The organism is Streptomyces sp. NPDC045470 (assembly GCF_040646595.1).
In the GTDB taxonomy this organism is placed as follows: Bacteria; Actinomycetota; Actinomycetes; order Streptomycetales; family Streptomycetaceae; genus Streptomyces.
The window spans coordinates 264,228-287,729 of record NZ_JBEZAN010000001.1 but is presented as its reverse complement, the minus strand read 5'-3'; the positions used below and the strand labels follow the sequence as shown (position 1 = coordinate 287,729).

The window sequence follows — 23,502 nt, the reverse complement described above, 5'->3', positions numbered from 1 at the left end:
AGGGACTGGGACGGCGCCCATGCGGGGCAGGCCCCAGGCGGTGAGGTTCGCCGTCCGCTCAATCCGCCCTGGGCGCAGAGCGGATGGCTTCACGGGGGTCGTCCGCTAGCGTCCCGACCATGACTGCTTCTCCCGATGCCGGTCGCGCCTCCACCGGTCCCCTCCCGATCGTCCCCGACGTCTGGCACCTGCCGTTCCCGGTGGGCCATGTCTACCTCGTACGGCTGTCCGACGGCGGATTCGCGGCCGTCGACACCGGCGTTCCGGGCTCGGCCCCCGCGATCCTGGAGGCGGTCACCCGTCTGGCCGGGAGGCCGGACGCGCTGCGGCAGATCGTGCTGACCCATTCCCACGTCGACCACATGGGGTCGGCCGCCGACCTGGTGGCCGCCACCGGCGCCCGCGTCCTGGCGGGCGCGGCGGACGCCCCGGCCGTCTCCGGCACCGCGCCCGAGCCGCCGCCGGCCCTCACCGCCACCGAGGCGCCCCTGCTCGAACAGGTCCTGGCGGGCATGGCGGAAGCGGGCACGCCGCCGCTGAAGCATGTACAGGTGGACGTCGAACTGCACGACGGCGACATCCTCGACGACTGGCCCGAGCCCGCCCGCGTCCTCCACGTCCCCGGCCACACGCCGGGCAGCACGGCGCTGCACCTGCCGGCCGCGGGTGTGCTGTTCACCGGCGACCTCATAGGGACGGGGCCGGACGGCCGGGTCGTCCTCGGCCCCTTCAACGTCGACCGGGCGGCGGCCGTCGTGTCCTTCCGGCGGCTGGCCGCGCTGCCCGGCGTGGACACGCTGTGCGTACCGCACGGCATTCCGGTCCGTACAGGCGCGGCACGTGCCCTGGCCGCGGCCACGCCCGAGACCGACTGGCTGTGAGCCGGGCGGCACCGGTGTGGGGCCGCGGTCGCCGGGCCGCGTAGGCGACCGTCCTGAACGGCCAGTCCGCGGCCAGCCAGTCCCGTACCGCCTCGTACAGGGGCAGGACCAGCTCGGCGCGGTCGGCCCGGACCCAGGAGCGGACCGTCGTGTCCGGGGCTTGGCCCGGGGTACTGCCCGGCGCCCCGGACGTCGTATCGCCCGGTTCCGTCCCGGTATCGCCGTGTCCCGCCGGACCGTTTCCGTCCTGTCCGTGTCCCTGCGGTCCGTGTCCCTCCGGTACGCGTCCGTCCTGCCCGTGTCCGTCCTGTACGTGTCCGTCCCGTACGGGGTAGATGTACACGCATCCGATCACCTCACCGTCCGGTATCCCGATGACGGAGTACGTGAAACCCGTGCGCCGCTCGAAGTCCCGGGCGTGCCGCCGCAGGTCGCCGAGGTTCTCCTCAAGGGGCGGCCCGGCCTCGGGCGGCCAGTCGCGGTCGGTGAACCCGGGGGTCGCCCTGATGTGCGTGATGCCGGCGCTCCAGGCGGCGTGGTCGGCGGCGTTGTGGTCCGGAAATGAGCGGTTCCAGTCGGAAGCGGCCGGTGATCAGTCCGCCGGGGACGGTGAAGTCGGCAGGCACGAAGGGCGGATTGCTCAGGAGGCGAGAATAGGGTCCGGCGCGCTGCCCGACCGTGGCGCGGAACGGAACGGAAAGGCTTGTCCATGCAGCTGCACACCCAGGAGTGGGGTACCGGCGACCGGGTCGCGGTGCTGGTCCACGGCATCATGTCGGACCACCGGACCTGGCGCCGGGTGGGCCCCGCGCTGGCCGCGCGCGGCTACCGCGTCATCGCCGTCGACCTGCGCGGCCACGGTGCCAGCCCGCACGGCCCGTACAGTGACGAGCTGTTCGCCGACGACCTGGTGGAGACCCTGCCCGCGGGCGTGGAGGTGGCCCTCGGACACTCGCTCGGCGCGATGGCGCTGTCACTGGCGGCCGAGCGGCTGCGCCCGCGGCGCGCCGTCTACTCGGACCCGGCCTGGACCCTCGGCAACACCGAGCGCCCGATGGACCCCGCGCTGTTCGTCGAGTTCAAGCGCGCCACCCGCCAGATGATCCGTAGCTTCAACCCGCGCTGGGAGGAGGCCGACGTGGAGATCGAGATGGCGACGATCGAGGCGTGGGATCCGGACACGGCGCTGGCACTGTCCGGCGGTGACCTCAGGGAGCGCATACCGGAGCGGCCGGTGGTGCCCTCCTTGGTGCAGGTGGCCGGGGAGGGGTTTCTCTTCACGGAGGCGGACAAGGAGCGGGTGGCGGCGCGCGGCTTCGAGGTCCGTACGGTCGAGGGCGCCGGGCACACCATCCACCGGGACGATTTCGACGGCTTCATGAAATCGCTGGAAGGGTGGATCTGACCCGGCAGCACGGAGCTGCCGGTTTTGGCATCCGATGTTCAAACTTGTACCACCTGGGGGCCGGCGGGATGCGGCGGTGGGCGCCGGTCCCCGCCCGGGGCGCTTTGCCGCGGTCCGTGACGGCTGATTAGGGTGTGGTCCGTGGTCGTAGCAACCACCCGCCCCGGTCGGCCCGCGGACCGGCGACCCGAAATCCCCTGAGGCAGCACAGCGATGACCGAACCGGCGATACCGGCCCGGGGCCCCGCCGCCGCGCCGGGACGCCCCGCGCCGGTCTCCGCGCCGTCCGCCCGGCCCCTCACCGAGGAGCGCATCACGGCCCTCGTACTGTCGTACCGCCAAACGCTGTTACGGTACGTCACCGGCCTGCTGCCCGCCGACCCGCAGCGCGCGGAGGACGTCGTCCAGGAGACGCTGCTGCGTGCCTGGCTGGAGAGCGACCTCTCCCGTGCGGGGAGCCGCCGGCGCGAGGCCGGGTGGGAACCCGGTCTGCCCTGGCTGTTCAGGGTCGCCCGCAACGTCGTGATCGACTGGAGCCGGCGCGACAGCTCCCGGCCGGCGGTACCGACCGGACTGCCGCCGGAGACGGCCGGCCCGGCGGACGAGGTCGCGCGCGTCGTGGAGCGGACGCACGTCGTCGAGTTGCTCGCCCAACTGTCCCGCCCCCATCGAGAGGTTCTGGTGTACACATACCTGCTCGGCTGTTCCGGACCCGACACGGCGCACGCGCTGGGCATACCGCCCGGCACGGTCAAGTCCCGGCTGCACCACGCGATGCACCACCTGCGGCGGGCCGCCGCCCCCGACGCCCGGGACCGCGGATGAGCGGCCCGGGCCGTATCGCGCCGCCGGGAACGGCGGCCGTCGTGGCACCGGCGCAGTCCCCGGTGCCGCTGGCCCTCGGTATGCCGGACCGCACTTCCTGGCTGATCCTCATCGGCTTCCTCGTCGTCCTGATCCTGCTCGTCTGGCTGCTCGCCCGGACCGTGCGCAAGCAGGGCGGCCTCCGCCGCACCTGCCGCCGGATCGCCTGGGAGGTCCGGATGACCGCGCGGGCGTTCACCGCGCCGCTCCGCGCCTACCTGCGGCACCGGCGCTGCGCCCGGACCCTGGCGGCGTTCTTCGCCGACCCGGCCGCGTACGAGGTGTCCCGCGCGGCGCTCGACCGCGCGGACGCGGACGCGGGCGACGACTGCTACGCGCCGACCGTCCAACTGGCCCAGGCCGGGGACCGGGTGCACGTCGTCGTCGCCGGCCGCGACCCGGCCGGTGCCGCAGGACCGGTTCTGCCGTGGACGGACGCGGCCGCGGAACCGGGGGAGTGGACCTGGTCGGCGCCCGCCGAAGCGGTACGGGGGTCGTCGGCGGCGCACGGACGCGCCGTACGGCTGCCGCTCGTCCTCGGCGTGGACCGCAAGTCGACGGGCGTGGTGCTCGTCGACTGGCTGCGCGGCCCCGCGGCGCTGGGCGTCGAAGGCGACCCGCGGGTGTCCCGCAGCGTGCTCCAGGCGCTGACGGCCCAGGTGGACCGGATGCCGGACGGGCCGCCGGTCCTGGTGGCGCACGGCGTGCACCCGCGTTTCCCGGGCCGCCCGCTGGACGAGATCCTCACCGAACTGTCCGCTGACCGGTGGACGGACCCGGAGCACGGAGTGCAGCAGGGACCGCGAACCGTGGACGTGACGGCGGTCCCGGTGGTCGTCTGCTGGACGCCCACGGCCGACCAGGCGGCACGGCTGGCGGAGCTGTGCGCACGGGGACGCGTCCGCGCGCTCGTCGGCGGGCGCCTGCCGGGCGCCTGCTGGGTGCTGCACGCCGAGCCGGACGGGCGGCTGCTCGGCCCCGGGCCGCGGGTGGACGTGGAGTCGCCCGCACTCGGCGGCGCCGTGGCCCGCACCGTACGGCGCAGGCAGCCCGCGCCGCACTGCGTCCTGCCGGGCGCCGGAGCGGGCACGGGCACGGGGGCGAATCCGGTTACGGGCATGGGGCCGGGCGCCGGTCACGGCGGTCCCGCCGGGCCCGTACACGAACCGGGCTCCGCCAAGCCGGACCTGCACAAGCCCGCGTCCGCCCCGGCTCCCGCCGAGCCGGTGTGGGAAGAGACGGCCGTGCTTCCGCCGTCCGCGCAGCCCGCGCAGCCCGCCCAGCCCGCCCCGGCCCCTTGGCCCGCCGCGCCGCCCGCGCGCGGTGACCACGGAGGCGGCGCCCACCAGGGCGCAGCACCCCGCGAAACCGCCGCTTTCGACGCCGACTTCGCCGAGCCCGAGCCGGGCGCCCCCGCTCCGGCCGCCGCTCCCGGGGCGGCGCCCGCACCCGTACCCGCGCAGCGGCCGGACGCCCCCGGCGCCCGCCCGGCGGCAACCGGCTCCCCGGCCGGAGCCCAGCCCGAACCCGACACCGGCCACGACACCGGCTCCGGCGCCGACTTCGCGGAGCCGGATCTGGCCGAGCCCCGGGCCGCCGCCGCGCCGCCCGGCCTGGCCGGGGTGTCCGCCGCCTCCGGCACCCGCGGCGCCTCCGACGCCGACTCCGACCCCGCCGATCCTCAGGAACGGACCCCGCGTACCCCGTGAGACTCTTCGTCACCCTCGCTCCGGCCGCTCCGGCCCGGCCCGGCTCCCCGCAGCCCGCCCCCGAGCGGCGCGACCTGGTTCTGCACACCCCGGGCACGACCACCGTCGGCGCCCTGTCCGCGCGTCTCGCCGGTGACCACGCCACCGGCGACACGCCCCCCGCCCTCTTCCTCGGCGACCGTGAACTCCCCGCCGACCTGCCGGTGTCCGCCACCGGCATCCGCGACGGCGCGACGATCGGCATCGGCGGCCCCGTACCGCCCGAGCCGGACGGCGGCTACGGCCCCGACCGCACCGAGCTGCCGCCCCCGTCCCGCTCCGCCGACGGCGAGCGGCTGCCGCGCGCGCCCCGCGTGGAACTCCAGCTGATCGGCGGCCGGGGCGCCGGGCGGGTCTGGCCGCTGGACCTCGGTACGCACACCATCGGCCCGGCAGCGGGCAGTTCGGTACGGCTCCAGGGCCGCGACGTGCCCGGCGCCGGCATCCGGATCACCGTCCGCCCGGACGGCACGGTGCTGCTGGACGCCGGTTCGGCGGCCGCCCGCCCGTCCGCCGACCGCACAGCGGCGCACAGCAGCGGGCAGACGCCCGGCCACCGCACCGACGTGGCCCTGTCGGTGCCCGAGCCGCCGCCCGCCCGGCCCCGGGCGGACGCGACCCCGCTGCCGCCCCCGCCGCCGCCCGAGCTGCCCGACCCGTACGCCGACACCCACCTGCCGGTCCCCGAGGGCTGGGCGGAGTGGCCGCTCGGCGGTGAGCTGCGGCTGGGCGAGTTCCTGCTGCGGATCGCCGAGCCCACCGAGGCGGACGCCGCGGTGACGGCCTCCGAGGACGGCGCCCACCTGGACTTCAACCGGCCGCCGCGGATCGTCCCGCCGCTGGTGCCGGAGCGGTTCACGCTGCCCTCACCGCCCGCGCCGCCGCCCCGGCGCACCATCCCGCTGCTGGTGGTGATCGCGCCGATGTTCATGGGCATCGGCATGGTCGTCTTCCTGCACTCGTACTTCTACCTGATGTTCGCGTTCTTCAGCCCGGTGCTCGCCATCGGCAACTACATCAGCTCCCGGCGCAGCGGCTGGCGCGACTTCCTCACCTCGGTCGCCAACTACCGCGCCCGGCGCGCCTCGCTGGAGGACGACGTCAAGGGCATGGTGGAGCGCGAGCGCGGCCTGCGGGTCGCGGCCGGGCCCGACCCGGCCGCCGCCGGCATGTGGGCCGTCGGCCCCGGCGCCCGGCTGTGGGAACGCCGCCGCGGCCACCCCGACCACCTGCTGCTGCGGGTCGGCACCGTCCGCCAGGCGTCGCTGCTGACCATCGAGGACAGCTCCCGCGAGGACAACCACCGCTCGGTGAACTGGCAGATCCCCGACATGCCGATCGGCGTGGACCTGTGCGGGGACGGCGTCATCGGCATCTCGGGCGAGACCGACGCGGCCCGTGCCCTGGCCCGCTGGACGGTGGCGCAGGCCGCGGTCCTGCACAGCCCCCGTGACGTACGGATCACCGTGCTCACCGACGCGGCGGGCGCGCCCGCCTGGGAGTGGGTGCGCTGGCTGCCGCACGCCCGCCCCGGCGAGGGCGGCGTCGCCGCGCCGCCCACCGGCGGGCCCACCGTGACCGTCGGCAACGACCCGGAGACGGTCGCCAACCGGGTCTCCGAACTGGTCTCCGCGATCCGCTCCCGGGCCCGTTCCCGGGAGTCCGCGATGGGCGGCGCGCTGCTCGCCGAGCCCGACCTCGTCGTGGTGCTGGACGGCGCCCGGCGGCTGCGGGACGTGCCCGGTGTGGTGCAGGTGCTCAAGGAGGGCCCGTCCGTACGGGTCTTCCTGATCTGCCTCGACCAGGAGGAGCGGATGCTCCCCGAGGAGTGCGTCACCGTCTGCACGGTCGGCGCCCGCGAGGTGACGCTGCGCCGTACCGGCAGCGCCGACCTCACCGGCATCCGTCCCGACCTGGTGGACACCGGCTGGTGCGAGCGGATCGCCCGCGCCCTGGCCCCCGTACGCGACGTCACCCCGGACGGCTCCGACGGCCTGCCGGACCGCGTCAAGCTGCTGGACCTGCTGGGCCTGGAGCCGCCGCAGGCCGCCGAACTGGCCGCCCGCTGGACCAAGCGCCCGGCCTCCACCGGCGTCCTGCTGGGCGCCGGCTACACCGGACCGGTCACCTTCGACCTGGTCAAGGACGGCCCGCACGGCCTCATCGCGGGCACCACCGGCGCCGGCAAGTCCGAACTCCTCCAGACGCTGGTGGCCTCCCTGGCGGCGGTCAACCGGCCGGACGAGATGACGTTCGTGCTCGTCGACTACAAGGGCGGCAGCGCCTTCGCGGGCTGCGAGAAGCTGCCGCACGTGCTGGGCATGGTCACCGACCTGGACAGCCACCTGGTCGAGCGGGCCCTGACCTCGCTGACCGCCGAACTGACCCGCCGCGAACGCCTCCTGGCCGACGCGGGCGCCAAGGACCACACCGAGTACCGGGCGATGCGCCGCCGCGACCCCGCGATGCCGCCGCTGCCGAGGCTGCTGCTCATCATCGACGAGTTCGCCACCCTCGCCCGCGACGTGCCCGAGTTCGTCCCCGGGCTGGTCGGCATCGCCCAGCGCGGCCGTTCACTCGGCCTGCACCTGCTGCTCGCCACCCAGCGTCCGGCCGGTGTGGTCACCGCCGACATCCGCGCCAACACCAACCTGCGGATCTCGCTGCGGGTCACCGACGCCCTCGACAGCCAGGACGTCCTGGAGGTCAACGACGCGGTGAGCATCTCCAGCGACACCCCGGGCCGCGCCCTGGCCCGGATCGGGCACCGCTCGGTGCTGCCGTTCCAGACGGCCTTCGTCGGCGCCGTACGCGACGGCGCGCAGGCCGCGCCCCAGGACACCGGGGACGGCGGGCAGGGCGCGCAGCCGCAGTCCGACGCCGACGTGTGGACCAGCGAACTCACCTGGTCGCTGCTGGGCCGTACGGCCGCCGAACCCGTCGAGGAAACCACGGATCTCTTCGACGCCATCCAGGAGGCGATGGACGACCGCGACGCGCCCACCGACCTGACGGCCCTGGTCGACGCGGTCCAGCAGGCCGCCGCCGACCTGGAGATCGAGCGGCAGCCCAGCCCCTGGCTGCCCGCGCTGCCGCACGCCGTCAGCCTGGCCGAACTCCCCGACCGGCCCGACCCGGCCGACGGGCGTCTCGCGCCGGTCGTCTGGGGTCTGGCCGACCTGCCGGGCGCCCAGCGCCAGGAGCCCCTGGAGCTGGACCTCACCCGCTTCGGGCACCTGTACGTGCTGGGCACCCCCCGCTCCGGCCGCTCCCAGGTCCTGCGCACCATCGGCGGTGCCCTGGCCCGGCGGCACTCCAGCGCCGACGTGCACCTGTACGGCATCGACGCGGCCGGCGGCGCCCTGTCGCCGCTGTCCGCGCTGCCGCACTGCGGCGCCGTCGTACCGCGCGCCGACCTGGAACGGCTGGGCCGCCTGCTGTCCCGCCTGACCGCCGAGATGAGCGCCCGCCAGGAACTGCTCACCTCGCACGGCGCGGCCAACCTCACCGAGCTGCGTGCCTTCCTGCCGCCCGCCGAGCGCCCCGCCCACATCGTCGTCCTGATCGACGGCTGGGACTCGCTGGCCGCCCTGCTCAACGACCACGACGGCGGCCGCCCGGTCCAGGAGCTGACCTCGCTGATCCGCGAGGGCGCGCCGATGGGCCTGCACGTCATCGCCACGTCCGAACGCGCGCTGATGACCGGCAAGGTCGCCTCGCTCAACGACGAGCGGCTGCTGCTGCGGCTGACCGACCGCAACGAGTACAGCCTGGCGGGCATCCCGCCGAAGCAGGTGCCGGCCGTCGTCCCGCAGGGCCGCGGCTGGCGTGGCGGCAGCGCCACCGAGGTGCAGGTCGCGCTGCTCGGCGAGCGTACGGAAGGGCCGGTCACCGGCCGGGACCAGGCCGAGGCGCTCAAGCGCATCGGTGAACGGGCCGAACAGCGTGACCGGGACGTGCCCGCCGCACGCCGCCCCGCGCGCGTGCTCAGCCTGCCGCGTCAGGTCTCCTTCACCGACGCGTACGAGAAGGTCCCGGCCGCCGACCGGCGCCCGCTGTGGGGCCTGCTCGGCGTCGGCGGCGACGAACTGGGCGCCATCGGCGTGGACTTCGCGGCCGACGCGCCGTCCTTCCTCGTCAGCGGCCCGCCCGGCAGTGGCCGGTCCACCGCGCTCACCACGCTCGCGGTGTCGCTGCTGGCCGGCGGCACCCGGGTGGTCGCGCTCACCCCGCGCGAATCGCCGCTGCGGGGCCTGGCCCGGCACCCGCGCGCCGTGGTCATCCAGGACCCGGACCCGCTGGCCGACGAGGTGACCGCGGCGCTCAACGCCGAACCGGGCCCCGCCGTGATCCTGGTCGACGACGCCGACCTGCTCGCCCAACTGCCCGCGGCCGACGCGGCGCTGCGCGAGGTCGCCACCACCGGGCGGGACCGCGGCATCGGCCTGGTCGCCGCCGCCACCGCCGAGACGCTGACCTCGGTGGGCATCGGCTGGCTCGGCCTCGTACGGCGGGTGCGCAAGGGCGTGCTGCTGTCGCCGCAGTCGCCGAGCGAGGGCGACATCCTCGGCGTACGGGTGCCGTACGACCTGCTGCGCGGCCGTCCGACGCCGGGCCGCGGCCTGACCGTCGACCCGGTCAGCGGCGCGCTGGTGTCGGTGCTGGTGCCGGAGACGGTGCTGCGCGACGGCGACGCGGGCTGACCCGCCGCAGGGCGCACACGACGGTGCCCCGCCACCGGACCTCTCGTCCGGCGGCGGGGCACCGTCGTGCGGTGCGGAAGGTCAGCCGGCCTTCTTGGTGCCCGCCGCGATGTCCGCGTCCATCTTCTCGATGTTGTTCTTGATCTGGTTGAACTGGTTGGCGAAGGAGTTGATGCTCTCCACGGCCTTCTGCAGCGACGCGGTGAGGTTGGTGTACGACTCCTTCAGCGCCGGGCTGCTCTGCTGCATGAACATGCCGTTGTCCAGCAGGCCCTCGACGGAGGTCTTGGTGCTCAGCAGCAGCGGGTTGATGTCGTTGACGGCCTGGTTCATCACGCCGGAGACGCGCTGGATCTCGTTGTAGTCGATGTTGATGTTGCCTGCGGGCATGGTGCTGGCTCCCTGAATCGCTGTGATGGGTGGAGATCCGGACGGGGTCCGGGGTGCGGCGGGCCGGAGGGACGGGCCGTCAGTCGTCGGACTTCTTCGGCTTCCAGCCGGTGTCCCCTTCGGCGTCGTCGCTCGTCCACTCCTCCGTCTTGCCGTCGGTCACCACGGTCTTGGTGCCGCTGCCGTCCTCGTTGACCTCGATGGTGGTGGTCACCTCGCGGCCGTTGAGTTCCACGGAGGAGTGGGTCGTGCCTTTCACCGTCTGCTCGTTGCCGTCCTCGTCGGGACCGACGGTGGTGTAGGTGGTCTTGGTGTCCCGGTGACCGGTCTTCTGGTCGGTGACCGAGGTGGTGGTGCCGGTGGTGGTGCTCTCGTTGCCCTCGGTGTCCTTCGTCTTGCTCTTGAAGTCGTCCGTGGTGGTCTTGTGCTCCGGCGTCTCGGTCTTCGTGGACGTGCCGGTGGTGTTCGTGACGTTGCCGAAGACGTCCGTCGACTTCGAGTCGTACGTACCGTCGTCGTGGTAGTTCGTGGTGTCGGTCGCCTTCAGGCCGGTCTTGGTCTCCATGGTCGTGGTGACCTTCGTCGGCTCGCCGTCCGGCCCGTACTCGTACGTCGTCGTGGTCTTGTTGCCGTGCCCGTCGTCGGTGGTCCACTCGTGGGGACGCTCACCGGGCTTCTCGGGCTCCTTCGGCAGCAGCTTCGGGTCGAGGTCCGGGTGCTCCTTCTTGGCCTTCTCGACCGCCTCGTGCCACGCGTTCCACTCCTTGTCGCGGGCCTTCCACAGGTCGGAGGAGATCTGGGCGCTCTGCTTGGCCGCCTTGTTGGCCAGGTCGAAGTCCCAGTCGGCCCACTTCTTCGCGACGCCCTCGTAGAGGTTCTTGAGCTTCTCCAGCTTCTCTTCCGAGCGCTTGAAGGAACCTTTCCACGTCGCGTAGTACTTGCGGATCGCCGCGACGGCCACCCGGGAGCCGACCTCGTCGACCGAGTACTCCTGCTTGCTCTCGCGGGCCTGCTTGACCTCGTCCTTCAGCTTGCCGGACTTCTGCGCGACATCGTTGAGCAGCTCGTAGTCAACGGCTATGTCGGACACGGTCGCACCCCTCGCGCGGTTCGGAGATCACTTCACGTCTCACATGGTCACACGCACGGGAAAGCGGAACGGTTCACCCCTGATCCGCGGAAGCGGCCCGAAGTGATGTCGTTCACACAGTGAACCGATCGCCCCGCCGATACGTGAACGTAGGTGTGGTGTCCCATGATCCCGCTGCGCGGAACGCGCCGGTCGTGACACCTGTGAACGGTCTGCTGCACGAAGGGAAGAGGCTTGGCTACGCGTCCCGGTGACTGGGGGGCCCTCGGTCTCGACGGCGACCCGACCCCGGGTGACGCCGCCGCCATCACCACCATCGCCGACGCGATGCGCGACCTCGCCACGCACGCGGGCACCATCAACAACGGCCTCAAGGCGCTCCAGCAGACCGCCGGTGACGGCCAGCGCTTCATCGGCAAGACCGCCGACCAACTGCGCGACATGGTCGACGACCACCTGCACAACTTCGTCGGCCATGTGTCGGACTCCTTCCATCAGGCCGAGGCGGCGCTGCGCAAGTACGCCACCGCCGTCACCGACGCGCAGGCCGACGCCGACGCGGCACTGACCGCCGCCCAGGGACTGGACGAGGACGACCCGCAGCTCCAGACCCACAAGGACCGGGCCGACGACGCGAAGTCCGCCCTCAGCTCCGCGGCGAGCACCCTGGACAAGTCGCTGACCTCGGCCGGGTCGCTGATGGTCCAGCCGGTCAGCGACTGCGACCTGTTCTGGGAAGCCTTCCAGTGGCTGACCATCATCCTCTCGGTCATCGCCATCTTCACCGGCGGCGTGCTCGCCATCCTCGCCTGGGGCATGAACGCGGTCCTGCTGATCAAGACCATCGTCGACTTCAGCCAGGGCAAGGCCAGCGGCCTGGAACTCGGCCTGGCCTTCCTCGGCGTGCTCTTCCCCACCACCAAGGCGCTGCCGGTCGGCTCCATCCTCAAGGGCCTGGGCAGCGTCCTCAAGGGCGGCGTCGAGGGCATCGCGGGCGCCGGGAAGAACATCATCAAGGAGATCGGCCACTTCTCCTCGCTGCACAACATGCCGAAGATCGTGGTGGCGCCGATCGTGCTCGGCATCCACGCGGCCCCCGCCTTCAACGTCGTCAACGGCGTGAAGGGCCTCGGCAACCTCGCCAAGGGCGGCTGGGAGTCGCTGGTCAAGACCGTTTCCAAGGACTGGGTGGATGTCACCAAGGGCATCACCGGGGACTGGAACAAGCTCGGCGCGTACGCGAAGGTGAACTTCGAGCGGCTCGGCCGGGCGGGCATCGCCACCGTCGTGCCCCTGGACTTCACCGAGATGGGCGTGCTGGGCTTCGGCGGCGCCGCGCGGCTCGCCTTCGCCGAGCGCGTGCTGGGCATCAAGCAGCCGGACCTGCACCAGTTGCTGGCCAACGCGGGACGTACGGACGCGGCGCTGGCCAAGGGCGTCCCCACCGGTGACTTCGGCGCGCTGGCGCCGTTCCGGCCCGTCGGCGGGAACGGTGTGCACTTCGTGCCCGGCAGCTTCGTGGACCTGTCGGCCCTGCACTTCGTCCCCGGCGGCTTCCACGGCGTGTCCTTCCCCGGGGTGCACATCCCCTCCGTGTCACCGGGCGGGCTCACCAAGTTCCCGGGCGCCCTCGTCCCGAACAACATCGGCGGGCTCCACCTGGACGGGCTGGGCGCGTTCCGGCCCGGCGGCCTGGGGACGTTCAACGTCAACGGTGTCGGCAACCTGATCCCCAACGGCATCGGTTCCTTCGGACCCGGCGGACTGAACCTCAACGTCCCCGGCAACCTGGGCGGGTTCGGGGTCAAGGGCCTGGGGAACGTCCCGCACGTCGGCGTGAACATGCCGAACGGGGTCACCGTGCCGCAGGGGATCACCGTGCCGAACGGAATCACCGTGCCGCACACCGGTGTGAACACGCCGCACGGCATCACCGTGCCCAGCGGCTCCCTCACGCACACCGGCGCGCACTTCGACCAGCCCGGCCTGATCGCCACCCCCGACCTGCACATGCCGGGCATGACCACGCTCGACAACGGCCTGAGCGTCCCGGACGTGCACGGCGCCGGTGCCACCCAGCTCATCCAGCAGACGGACTTCGCGGCCGGCCAGGTCCGTATGGACAACAACCTGCTGCTGAACGCCGACACCGCCATCGACCTGCTCAAGGACGCCCACGGGTCGTCCTCCGTCCTCGGCCACGTGCCGGAGAGCACCAGCGTCCACGTCCCCGAGACCTCGTTCGAGAACACCTTCGTCCACGGCATCGGCGACGGTCACTCCATGGCCCGCGGCGCGATCGGGCACGGCGAGGCACTGGAGGACATGACCTTCCCCGAGCTGACCGCGCTGGCCAACGGCGACGTCGCGGTGACCGCCTTCCACGGGGACGGCATCAGCTTCCGCATCGGTGAAGCGCCCCCTCGTACGATCACCGCCGACCACCTGGCGGCCACGGCGCCCGGCACGCCCGTCACGACGGCCCCCCAGAACCTGACGGGCAACCTGGCGGGCACGCAGCACGTACCCGGCGGCGCCACGCAGATGCCGGGAGTGCACGGCGGTGCGGAAACGATCCGGCCGACGGGCGTCGGGGCACAGGGCGATGTCCCGCTCATCGCGGGCGCGGTGCCTCCGCCCCGCGACCTGGCCAAGGCACCCGCCGACGTACCGGCGTCGGTCGGAGCCAACGACCCGGTGCGACTGAAGACTCCGGACTTCAAGGCCGACAAGACACCCGGCACCGGCGCGGGCGCCACGGCCAAGGCGACGCCCCAACCCGTCGTCAACGAACACGACATGGCGATGAGCCTGCTGGACACCGGCGACCGCAAGCCGGTCCCGTCCGCCGGCCACAGCGCCACCTCGAACAGCCCCTCCGGGGTGTCCGCCCTCCCGGACCTGGACGGTGCCGGCGCCCGCGGCGCCACCGGCCCCGCGGACCACAGCGTCCTCGACCTGATCGCCCACCCGGGCGGCCCGGCGAAGGCGGAGAACGAGGCCGCGGCCGGCGTACCGGCCGCCGTGAAGGCCACCGACAGCGCGCCCGCCCCGACGCCCGTACCCGCGCCGAAGGCCGAGACACCCACCCCCGCGCCCGGGGCGAAGGAACCCGGCACCGTCACCGCGCCCCCCGGCAGCCGCTTCGGCGGTTTCTCCGGCGCCGCGGCCATGAACCACCGCCTGCGCGTCCGCAACGACCTGATCCTGGGCGGCTCGGTCGGCCCGGAGGCCGGGGCCAAACTCAACGCGTGGGCCGGGTACGAGAACGCGCTGTCGCAGCTCGGCAAGGCGGAGCGCAAGGTGGACGAGCTGGCGCCGCCGCCCGGCGTGACCGCCGGCGAGCCCTCGCCCGCGCTGGCCGAGGCCCTGGACGACCTGGGCGTCCAGCGCGCCGAGGTGGCCAAGGCGGAGGCCAAGCTGGACGAGCTGGGCATCGACGCCGCGCGCACCCGCACCCAGATCAACGCCCTCACCGGCGGCATCTTCGGTGAACACGGCCTCGGTGGCGGACCGCGGCCGCACCCGCAGCCGGAGACGCAGGCGGTCCCGTCCGTGGACAAGGGCAAGGGCACGGCGGACCTCGCGGACACCGAGCCGGTGCCGCCCGTGGACAAGGGCAAGGGCACAGCGGGCTCCACGGACTTCGAGCCGGTCCCGCATGTCGACAAGGGCGAGGCGGACTTCGAGCCGGTCCCGACGACGGACAAGGGCAAGGGCAGGGCGGACTTCGAGCCGGTCCCGACGATCGACAAGGCCAAGGCCGACTTCGCCGACTCCGCGGACTTCGGGCCCGTCCCGGAGACGCACGTCCCGCGGCCCCCGGCGCAGGACCGGCTCGGCCACGCCCCCGGTTCCGGCATCGGCGAGCGGGCCGCGGCCCGGCACGAGATCGTCACCGGTGGCGCGAGCGGGCCGGAGGCCGAGCTGCGGCTCGGTGCCTGGGAGCGGTACGAGCAGGCCTCGGCCGACCTGGCCCGTGCCCAGGGCAAGGCGGACGCACTGGCGCCCACGGCGGACCGGCCCGGCCCGTCCCAGCCGTCCGCGGCGGCCGTCGACGCGCTCGCCGACCTGGACGTCAAGCGCGCCGAGTTCCACGATGCCGAGGCCCGCCTCGGCGAACTGGACATGGACCCGAACGCGATACGGCGGCAGATCGACGACGCCAACCACGCGATCGCCGTCGACCGCGCGCAGCGCGGCGAGTACGTCGGCCCGCTCGGCGGCGCGCCCGACCCGCACGGCGGCGACCCGCTGCCGCTCGGGCCGCACGACTGGTCCCCCGACCCACGGGCGCCGCACGCCCTGTGGCCCGAGCCCGGCACCCACGCGGCGGGCCGCACCATGGTCAACCAGTCCTTCCGCGACCTGCCGTTCGCGGGCCACCAGCCGCTCACGGGAGGCGACTACCTGAGCTGGATGCGGTCGAGCACGGGGGAGGGCCGGCCGCTGTCCTACGTGGTCAACACCATCGTCTCGTACAGCGAACTCGGGGGCGGCAAGCTCCAGGACTTCCTCAACTCGATCACCCGCGGCCTGGAGGGCTACGACGGCCGCCTCGGCGTGGTGATCGGCGTCAACGGCAAGCTGGAGGACCTCGCCGCCATCCACCGCGCGATGGACGACGCCCTCGCCTCCACGCACTTCGACCACCCGCTGGCGATGGTGGCCACCACCTTCTACGGCGAGAATTTCCCGTACGGCACCATGCGCAACCTCACCATGACCAGCCCGGCGGCCCGGTCGATGGCGCACTCGATGATGCACGGCGGCGGGGCGGGCGGCCCCAGCCACCCGTACTGGGCCTTCATGGACTTCGACGTGTACGAGCACACCGTCCCCAGCGGCCGGCACGTCTTCGACCACTTCGACCGGGAGCTGAACCTCGGCGAGGGCGGCGCCGTGGACGACTGGGCCAAGAATCTCCCCGACGACACGGGGCCCGCGGCGAAGGTGTCCGACGACTCCGTGACGGTGCCGGGCGTCCCCGACACCCCGCCGCTGCGCCCGCTGGTGATGACCGGCGGCTACCGGGTGCCGGGGAAGACCGGCGAGACGGTGATCGTCGACGGCGTCGCGGTGGACCGCTCGGCCGAGGAATTGATCAAGGCGACCAAGACCCGCGGCGACACCCCCGACGGGATGGTCTTCACCCAGCAGGACGTGGACAAGTTCGCGTCCGTCGTCGACTCCGACATGCGCATCCGCGCCAAGATGGCCGACTGGCACGGACTGCTGCCGTACGGGCCCGAGCCGAACCTCTTCGTGGACGCCGCCGTCACCATGGTGGACGACGTACCGCTGGCCGCGGGCCCCTGGCGGCCGGTCCGGTTCGGCGGCGGCACCGGCGAGTACAAGGGCCTGCGGGAGCGCCTGAACCACTTCCACGCCTGGGAACTGGACCAGACCCTGCCGGACGTGCCGGGCAACGCGGTCGCGCGGGAGATCGCCGCCGCCAACTCCGCGCTGCCCGACCGCGGCACCGCGTTCGTCGCCGACTTCGTGAACGGCGCGGTCCCCACCGACCTGTCCCGCCTGATGGCCGGCTACTACAAGCACGGCAAGGCCGGCGGCGTCGGCAACATGCCGCAGGAGCACCTGACCCCGAAGAACGTGGTGGAGCACGTCTTCGCCCGGGACACCTTCGACCTGGACCCGAGCCTGTCGCGGGCCAAGGACGACACGAAGATCGCCAAGCTGCGCGAAGAGCTGCTGAAGGGGAAGTCACCGGAGCAGGGCTTCCGGGACGACCCGCTGAAGCCCGTCGGCATCGACGGACGGCCCCCCGAGCTCAACGAACCTCCCCGGGCCACCCTCGACCGGCTGGGCGCCGGACTGGGCGGCGACTCCAACACCCTCGGCCTGAACATCTCCATCCGCGTACCCGGCCGGCCGGACGGGCTCGTGGTGGGCATCGTGCCGGCGGACAAACGGTTCCTCAGCCATGCGCTGATCACCGCCACCGAGGAGGGGACGTACAAGCGGCTGCACAACTACGTGATCGCCGATCTGCTGCCCCACGGCGGCCTGCCGAACGACTCGCTGCTGCGCGCCCTCCCGGAGCCGCCCCCGGCCTCCGCCGGCGCCAAGGGCGGCCGGATCACGCCCGGCGCGATCCCGGACGCCCGGACGCTGCTGACGCAGGTGCAGCGGCAGATGGGCAAGAACGGCTTCGAGGACCTGGTCAACGACACCTTCACGCGGGGCCTCGACGGCCGCGCGCTGACCGTCGGGCTGGTCAGCGGACGCCTGGGCCCGGACGTGTCGGACATCGGCCCGATCGAGCGGATCGTGCTGGACCGCTACGCCCAGGCGCTCAACCGTCCCTTGGAGATCCGGGGCGCGGACGGCTCCGTCCACACGGTCGACCTCACGGCCCGCAAGCCGGGCCCGCCGCTGTACGTGACCTGGGTCCCGGGCCACGGCGGCCCGCACTCCGGGCACTGGGACGTGAGCAACGCGGCGCCGCCCCCGCCCGCTCCCGCGCCCGCGCGGCTCGGCTTCGAGCCCGGCTCCGGAATCGGCGAGCGGTCCGCGGTCCGGCACGACATCGTCACCGGTGGCGCGGGCGGGGTGGAGGCCGACCTGCGGCTCGGTGCCTGGGAACAGTACGAGCGGGCGTCGGCCGACCTGGCGCGTGCCGAGAACAAGGTGGACGAGCTGGTGCCCGAGGCAGGGCAGCCCGGCCCGTCCCAGCCGTCCGCCGCGGCCACCGGCGCCCTCGACGACCTGGGCGTCAAGCGCGCCGAGTTCGCCAAGGCGGAGACCCGCCTGGACGAGCTGGGCATGGACCCGAACGCCATCCAGCGGCAGATCGACGACGCCAACCACGCGATCGCCGTCGACCGCGCGCAGCGTGGCGAGTACGTCGGCCCGCTCGGCGGCGCGCCGTCCCGGCACACCAACCTGACCCAGGCGTTCGACGACCTGGAGGTGGCCGGCGGCTCGTCCGCGCACCACGTCGACGACCTGGAGATGACGGAAGCCCCCGGCCCCGTCGGCGCGGGCGACGATGCGGCCCCGACCCCGCACGGCGACGGGCCGACGGGCGGCACGGGACCGTACGGCGACCTGGGCCACGGCGGCCCGCCGACCGCCGGACCGCTGCCGCGCGACCTGGCATGGCAGCAGGACGTCCCCAACCTCGGCAACCAGGTCACCCGCGGCGACATCACCGTCAACGGCGCCTTCCAGCGGCTGCCCGGATTCGGCCAGCGCCCGCTGACACCGGACCAGTACACCAACTGGATCCACGCCAGCCTGGACCAGCAGCTCCCGATGGCGTACGTGGTGAACACCGTCGTCCGGCACAGCGACATCGCCGGGGAAGCGGGACGCCGGCGGCTGCGGGACTTCCTCACGGCGATCACCACCGACCCGCGCGGCGAATACCGGGGCAGGTTCGCGGTGGTGATCGGGGTGAACGGCCGTACGAACGAGATGGCGGCGGTCAACGCCGCGGTCCGCGACGTGCTCGACGGACTGGACGACGTGCCCTACCCGGTGGCCGCGGTCGGCATCGGCTGGACCGGCGGCAGGGACAACTTCCCCTACGGAACCATCCGCAACGTCACCATGACCAGCCCGCCGAGCCGGTACCTGACGCGCTCGATGATGTACGACCCGCACCAGCCGGCGCACCCGTACTTCTCCTTCATGGACTTCGACACCTACCAGCGGCTCGTACCCACCGGCGACCACGTCTTCCAGCACTTCGTCAAGGAGTTCGCGATGGGCGGCGACGGCATCCCGCCGCTGCGCCCGCTGTCCATGTCCGGCGGTTACCGCCTGCCCGAGGGGCAGGTGCCGGGCGCCGACACCGCCCAGCTCATCGAGGACACCAACGTCCGCCTGGCCAAGGAGCACGCCAAGGCCGTGGCCAAGGGCAAGGAGGTCGGACCGCTGCGCACGGTCTCCGCGGCCGACCTGCCCGCCTTCGACACCGCCGTCCGCGCGGACATGCGGGCCCGCACCCGCCTGGCCGGTATCCACCCGCAGTTGCCGTACTCGCCCGAACCCAACCTCTTCACCGACGCCGCCGCGACCCTGCTGGACCGGGTCGGCCCCGGCTGGCAGCCCATCAGGTTCAGCGCCGGCAAGAGCGAGTTCAACGGCCTGGCCGAGACCCTGAACTCCTTCAACGCCTGGGAACTCGACCGCACCCTGCCGGTACTGGACCGTTCGGCCTTTCCCGGCGACTCCCTCGTCCACCGGCTCACCGACCGGGAGATCGAGGCCGTCGCCCAGCGCCCGTACGACCGGACGTACGGCGCCGACATCGAGACACCGACGGCCGGACAGATCGACGCCGTACGGCAGCGGCTGGCCGCCCGCGGACCGGGCGGCGGCAGCGACGGACCGCTCAGTACACCGGAGATCGACGCGGTCAGCCGGCTGCTCACCCCCGGGGAACTGAACGCCATCGCGACCCGGCAGGCGGAACGGCTGATCGCCGCGCACACCAACACACTGCCGGACCGCGGCGTACCCTTCGTGGCCGACTTCGAGGGCGCGGCCACCCCCACCGACCTGTCCCGGATGATGGAGGGCCTGTTCGGAGACCGGCCCGCGCTGCCGCAGGACCACAACGACGTCCGGCAGGCGATGGGCCGGATGTTCGGCCGCGACTCGTTCACGGACGTCGACCCCCAGACGTCCAGGAGGGTCAAGAGCGGCCTGCACTGGGCCGAGCGCCGGGACGACCACCTGACGAAGAACTCCGCCACCGGACTCTCCAGCGACCCGCTGGCACCCGTCGACCCGGGACGCGGCAGGACCCACTCGCCACGGGACCTCGTCAACGGACTCGACGGCCTGGGGGCCGACGGCAACACCCTCGGTTTCAACGTCTCCGCGCCCATCCCGGGCGACACGGGCCTCTCGCTGCGGGCGGGCGTGCCGCTGAACGACAAGGCGTTCGCGAGCCTGGCGGCGGCGACGCACCCCGAGCCGGCCGCGTTCATGCGCAACCTGCACCTCGTCGTCGCCGGATACCCGCCGGTGCACTCGCCGCCCCGGTCCCTGTTCCACGCCCTGGAGAACGCCGCCGACGGCACCGGCGCGCCGGGCCACACCCCCGGCAACCTGCTCGACGCCGTGGAGCAGTACCTCAGGAGCAAGCCCAAGGGCATCAAGGACCCCGTCGTCAAGCTGGTGCTGGCCGAGGCGGACCGGGCCGGCACGGGTTCCCGCGACCTGTTCGCCACCCTGGCGACCGGGCGGCTCGACCCGCACGGCTCGTTCGCCGCCGGCTCGCCGGCCGAACTCTCGGTACGGCTCTACGCCCAGGGACTGGGCGCCCGCATCCGCATCATCGACGAGGACGGCATGGTGGTGCACGAGGCCGCGCCGGCCACGACGGGCGCGCGGACGCGCCCCCGCCCCGGCCTCGACTTCCGCTGGGAACCGGACCCCGATGGCGGCTGGCACTGGACCGTACGGGAGTCTGACGACATGGAGGAGCCGGCCGACCAGCCGGTCAAGCGTCCCCGCAAGGGCAAGGGGCGCGCCGTCAGGAACCTCCGGCCGGACGACGAGGACACGACCATGGGCGACGCATGACCACCGCAGAACACCCGGACACCGGGACGGTCCACACAGTCGCCGCCGGGCACCCGGCGGCGCACGCCACCCTGGGCGCCGCGCTGCACGCGGCCGCGCCCGGCGACGAGATCCGCATCGCGCCCGGCACCTACGAGGAAGTCCTGCGGATCGACCGCGACGTCGTCCTGCGCGCACACGGCGGCACGGTCACCCTCGCCGCCCCCGGCGGCACCACACCGGCGCTCGAAGTGCTGCCCGGCGCCCGGCTGACGCTCGACGGCCTGACCGTGCGCGGCGGCGCCGCCGACCGGCCCGCCGTCCTGCTGTCCGGCGGCGTCACCCACTGGCACGGCGGCGGCACCGACCGCGGACGCCTGGAGGTGCTGCGCGAGGCCGCGCTCACCATGACCGGTGCCCGCCTGACCGGCGCGGCCCTGGCCGGGGCGCTGATCCGTACCATCGGCGCGGTCCGCCTCACCGACTGCGTCCTCGAAGGCGCCCAGGGCACCGGCGTGGTCGTGGGCGGCGACTCCCGTCTGGAGCTGACCGGCACCCGGATCAAGGGGGCCACCGGCTCCGGAGTGCGGGTCCGCGAGGACGCGCACATCGTGCTGCGCGACTGCCTCATCGACGGCGCGGGCCGCAGCGGCCTGCTGTTCGAGGACCGGTCGGCGGCCCTGCTCGTCGACTGCCGCATCCGCGACTGCGGCGGTGAGGCCGTACGGGTGCTGGACTCCTCGCCGGTGCCGCGCGACGGCGACCCGTACGAAGCCGCCGACGGGCAGATCCCGGCGCGGGCCGGCGGCGGACTGCTGCTGTACGGCTGCGAGCTGACCGGCGCGGGCGCGGACGCCCTGCACGTCGCCGGGTCCGGCGACGCCGTGCTCGACGGCTGTGTGCTGCGCGACGGCGGCGGCGCCGGCGCCACCGCGGGGGAGCGGGCCCGCGTACGGCTGGCCGACACCCGGATCGTACGGACCACCGCCGCCGCCCTGACGGCCCACGGCACGGCCCGCCTGGAGGCACGTGGCACGACCGTACGCGGCTCGTCGGCCAACGGCGTGCTCGCCACCGGCTCCGCCACCGTCTCCCTGACCGACAGCGAAGTGACGGACTGCCGCTTCAGCGCCGTGCACGCCGGTGGCGACGCCGAACTGACGCTGACCCGGCTGCGCGCCGGAACCACCCCCGAACACGGACTGCACGCCGTCGCCGACAGCCGCCTCACCCTCACCGAGGTGCACCTCACCGACTGCGGCATGTCCGGCCTGGACCTGTCCGGTGAGGCCGCCGCCGAAGCGGCCGAACTGTCCGTCGTCCGCTGCCGCAACGGCGTCGTCGCCGCCTCCGGCGGCACCGTGCGCCTGACCGGCTGCACGGTCACCGACGCCGAACGCGCCGGACTCACCTTCGGCGGCGGCGACGCGGAACTGACCGGCGGCCGCGTCCTGCGCGCCGGCACCGCCGGACTGGTCTTCCAAGGCGGCGCCACCGTACGGGCCGCGGACGTGGACATCACCGAAGCGGCCGGCTCCGGCATGGTGGTGGCGGCCGGCGCCACGCCCGACGTCCGTGCCGTACGGATCGTCCGCCCCGGCAAGAACGGTCTGATCGTCGACGCCAAGGGCGCCGGCTCCTTCGAGGACTGCGAGATCACCGGGCCCGGCTTCCCCGCCGTCCACCTCGGCGAGGCGGCCGCACCCGCCCTGACCCGGGTCCGCGTCCAGGACGCCGAGGCCGACCTGAGCACCGAGGACGGCGCCGCGCCGACGGTGCGCGACTGTGTGTCCTGGCGGGTCCAGGACGCGCAGTGGCCCGCGCCCTTCGCGCCCGTCCCGGCCACCGCCGCGGCCGCCGCGAGCGGCGCGCAGTCCGCCGGCGCACCGACCGGGGACGGCACCACGACCACGGTCCCGCCCACCGAGACCGACCTCGACGACCTCCTCGGCGAACTGCACGAGCTGATCGGCCTGGAACGCGTCAAGCAGGACGTCGCCTCTCTCGTCAAGCTGATGCGCATGGTCCAGCGCCGCGAAGCGGCCGGGCTGGCCGCGCCGCCGCTCAGCCGCCACCTGGTCTTCGCGGGCAACCCCGGCACCGGCAAGACCACCGTCGCCCGGCTCTACGGCCGCATCCTGGCCGCCGTCGGCCTGCTGGAGAAGGGCCACCTCGTCGAGGCGGACCGCTCCGCGCTGGTCGGCGAGTACGTCGGCCACACCGGCCCGAAGACCCAGCGGGTCTTCATGGAGGCGATGGGCGGCGTGCTGTTCATCGACGAGGCGTACTCGCTGGCGCCCGCCCATGCCACCGGCGGTAACGACTTCGCCCAGGAGGCCATCGCCACCCTCGTGAAGCTGATGGAGGACCACCGCGACGCGGTCGTCGTCATCGTCGCCGGATACCCGGTCGAGATGGAGCACTTCATCGACTCCAACCCCGGCCTCGCCTCCCGCTTCAACCGCACCCTGCTGTTCGAGGACTACGGCACCGAGGACCTGGTGCGGATCGTCGAACAGCACGCCTCGGCCCACCAGTACGAACTCACCGACGCGGCACGCGACACCCTCGTCGGCTACTTCGACCACGTCCCGCGCGACGGCCGGTTCGGCAACGGGCGCTCCGCCCGGCAGACGTTCCAGGCGATGACCGAACGCCAGGCGTACCGCGTCGCGGAGAACGACGCCCCGTCCGAGGCGGACCTGCGGACACTCTCCGAACTGGACGTCCCGGAACTGGAGCTGCCGCGGCAGGACCTGCCGCAGGCGGAGCCGCCCGGCGGCACCGCCGGACCGCAGGCACCGCCGCAGCCGTACCCGTCCGGCCCCGGCGGGCCCGTCCAGCGGGCCTGACCAGCGGCGGGCCTGACCAGCGTCCCGCC

At 73.7% G+C, this 23,502-nt stretch carries 9 protein-coding genes; 7 read left to right on the top strand and 2 right to left on the bottom strand.

Annotated elements, in window-relative coordinates; all coding sequences use genetic code 11:
- Positions 1–119 precede the first annotated feature (119 nt).
- The 5 genes from AB0A97_RS01180 to AB0A97_RS01160 all read left to right on the top strand — a co-directional run bounded on the left by AB0A97_RS01180 (position 120) and on the right by AB0A97_RS01160 (position 9,601).
- A complete protein-coding gene (locus tag AB0A97_RS01180; protein WP_361142743.1) occupies positions 120–881 on the top strand; it encodes an MBL fold metallo-hydrolase in 762 nt (253 codons plus the stop codon).
- 709 nt (positions 882–1,590) lie between these two features.
- Entirely contained in the window at positions 1,591–2,286 is a 696-nt protein-coding gene (locus AB0A97_RS01175) for an alpha/beta hydrolase (protein ID WP_361142740.1), read from the top strand.
- Between the two features lie 213 nt (positions 2,287–2,499).
- Entirely contained in the window at positions 2,500–3,111 is a 612-nt protein-coding gene (locus tag AB0A97_RS01170) for a sigma-70 family RNA polymerase sigma factor (protein WP_361142737.1), read from the top strand.
- The gene (locus tag AB0A97_RS01165) at positions 3,108–4,859 is read left to right on the top strand and encodes a hypothetical protein (protein ID WP_361142735.1); all 1,752 of its coding nucleotides are present in this window, start codon (positions 3,108–3,110) and stop codon (positions 4,857–4,859) included. The genes AB0A97_RS01170 and AB0A97_RS01165 overlap by 4 nt, the downstream gene beginning before the upstream one ends.
- On the top strand, positions 4,856–9,601 hold the full coding sequence (locus AB0A97_RS01160) for an FtsK/SpoIIIE domain-containing protein (protein WP_361142732.1): 4,746 nt from the start codon (positions 4,856–4,858) through the stop codon (positions 9,599–9,601). The genes AB0A97_RS01165 and AB0A97_RS01160 overlap by 4 nt, the downstream gene beginning before the upstream one ends.
- An 81-nt stretch (positions 9,602–9,682) precedes the next feature.
- Here AB0A97_RS01160 and AB0A97_RS01155 read toward each other — a convergent pair whose 3' ends face one another.
- The gene (locus AB0A97_RS01155; protein ID WP_030020961.1) at positions 9,683–9,991 is read right to left on the bottom strand and encodes a hypothetical protein; all 309 of its coding nucleotides are present in this window, start codon (positions 9,989–9,991) and stop codon (positions 9,683–9,685) included.
- Positions 9,992–10,070: 79 nt separating this feature from the next.
- Entirely contained in the window at positions 10,071–11,081 is a 1,011-nt protein-coding gene (locus AB0A97_RS01150; RefSeq protein WP_361142729.1) for a hypothetical protein, read from the bottom strand.
- Between the two features lie 234 nt (positions 11,082–11,315).
- Here AB0A97_RS01150 and AB0A97_RS01145 point away from each other — a divergent pair, with 234 nt between their 5' ends.
- Complete coding sequence (locus tag AB0A97_RS01145) at positions 11,316–20,642, top strand: putative T7SS-secreted protein (protein WP_361142726.1); 9,327 nt, start codon at positions 11,316–11,318, stop codon at positions 20,640–20,642.
- A complete protein-coding gene (locus AB0A97_RS01140; RefSeq protein ID WP_361142723.1) occupies positions 20,639–23,473 on the top strand; it encodes a right-handed parallel beta-helix repeat-containing protein in 2,835 nt (944 codons plus the stop codon). Before AB0A97_RS01145 ends, AB0A97_RS01140 begins: the two co-directional genes overlap by 4 nt.
- The last annotated feature ends 29 nt before the right edge of the window (positions 23,474–23,502 follow it).

Excerpts from the sequence above, each read along its gene's own strand:
- AB0A97_RS01155 (WP_030020961.1), bottom strand. The coding sequence starts at position 9,991 with ATGCCCGCAGGCAACATCAACATCGACTACAACGAGATCCAGCGCGTC.
- AB0A97_RS01170 (WP_361142737.1), top strand. The coding sequence starts at position 2,500 with ATGACCGAACCGGCGATACCGGCCCGGGGCCCCGCCGCCGCGCCGGGA.
- AB0A97_RS01140 (WP_361142723.1), top strand. The coding sequence starts at position 20,639 with ATGACCACCGCAGAACACCCGGACACCGGGACGGTCCACACAGTCGCC.
- AB0A97_RS01165 (WP_361142735.1), top strand. The coding sequence starts at position 3,108 with ATGAGCGGCCCGGGCCGTATCGCGCCGCCGGGAACGGCGGCCGTCGTG.
- AB0A97_RS01175 (WP_361142740.1), top strand. The coding sequence starts at position 1,591 with ATGCAGCTGCACACCCAGGAGTGGGGTACCGGCGACCGGGTCGCGGTG.
- AB0A97_RS01180 (WP_361142743.1), top strand. The coding sequence starts at position 120 with ATGACTGCTTCTCCCGATGCCGGTCGCGCCTCCACCGGTCCCCTCCCG.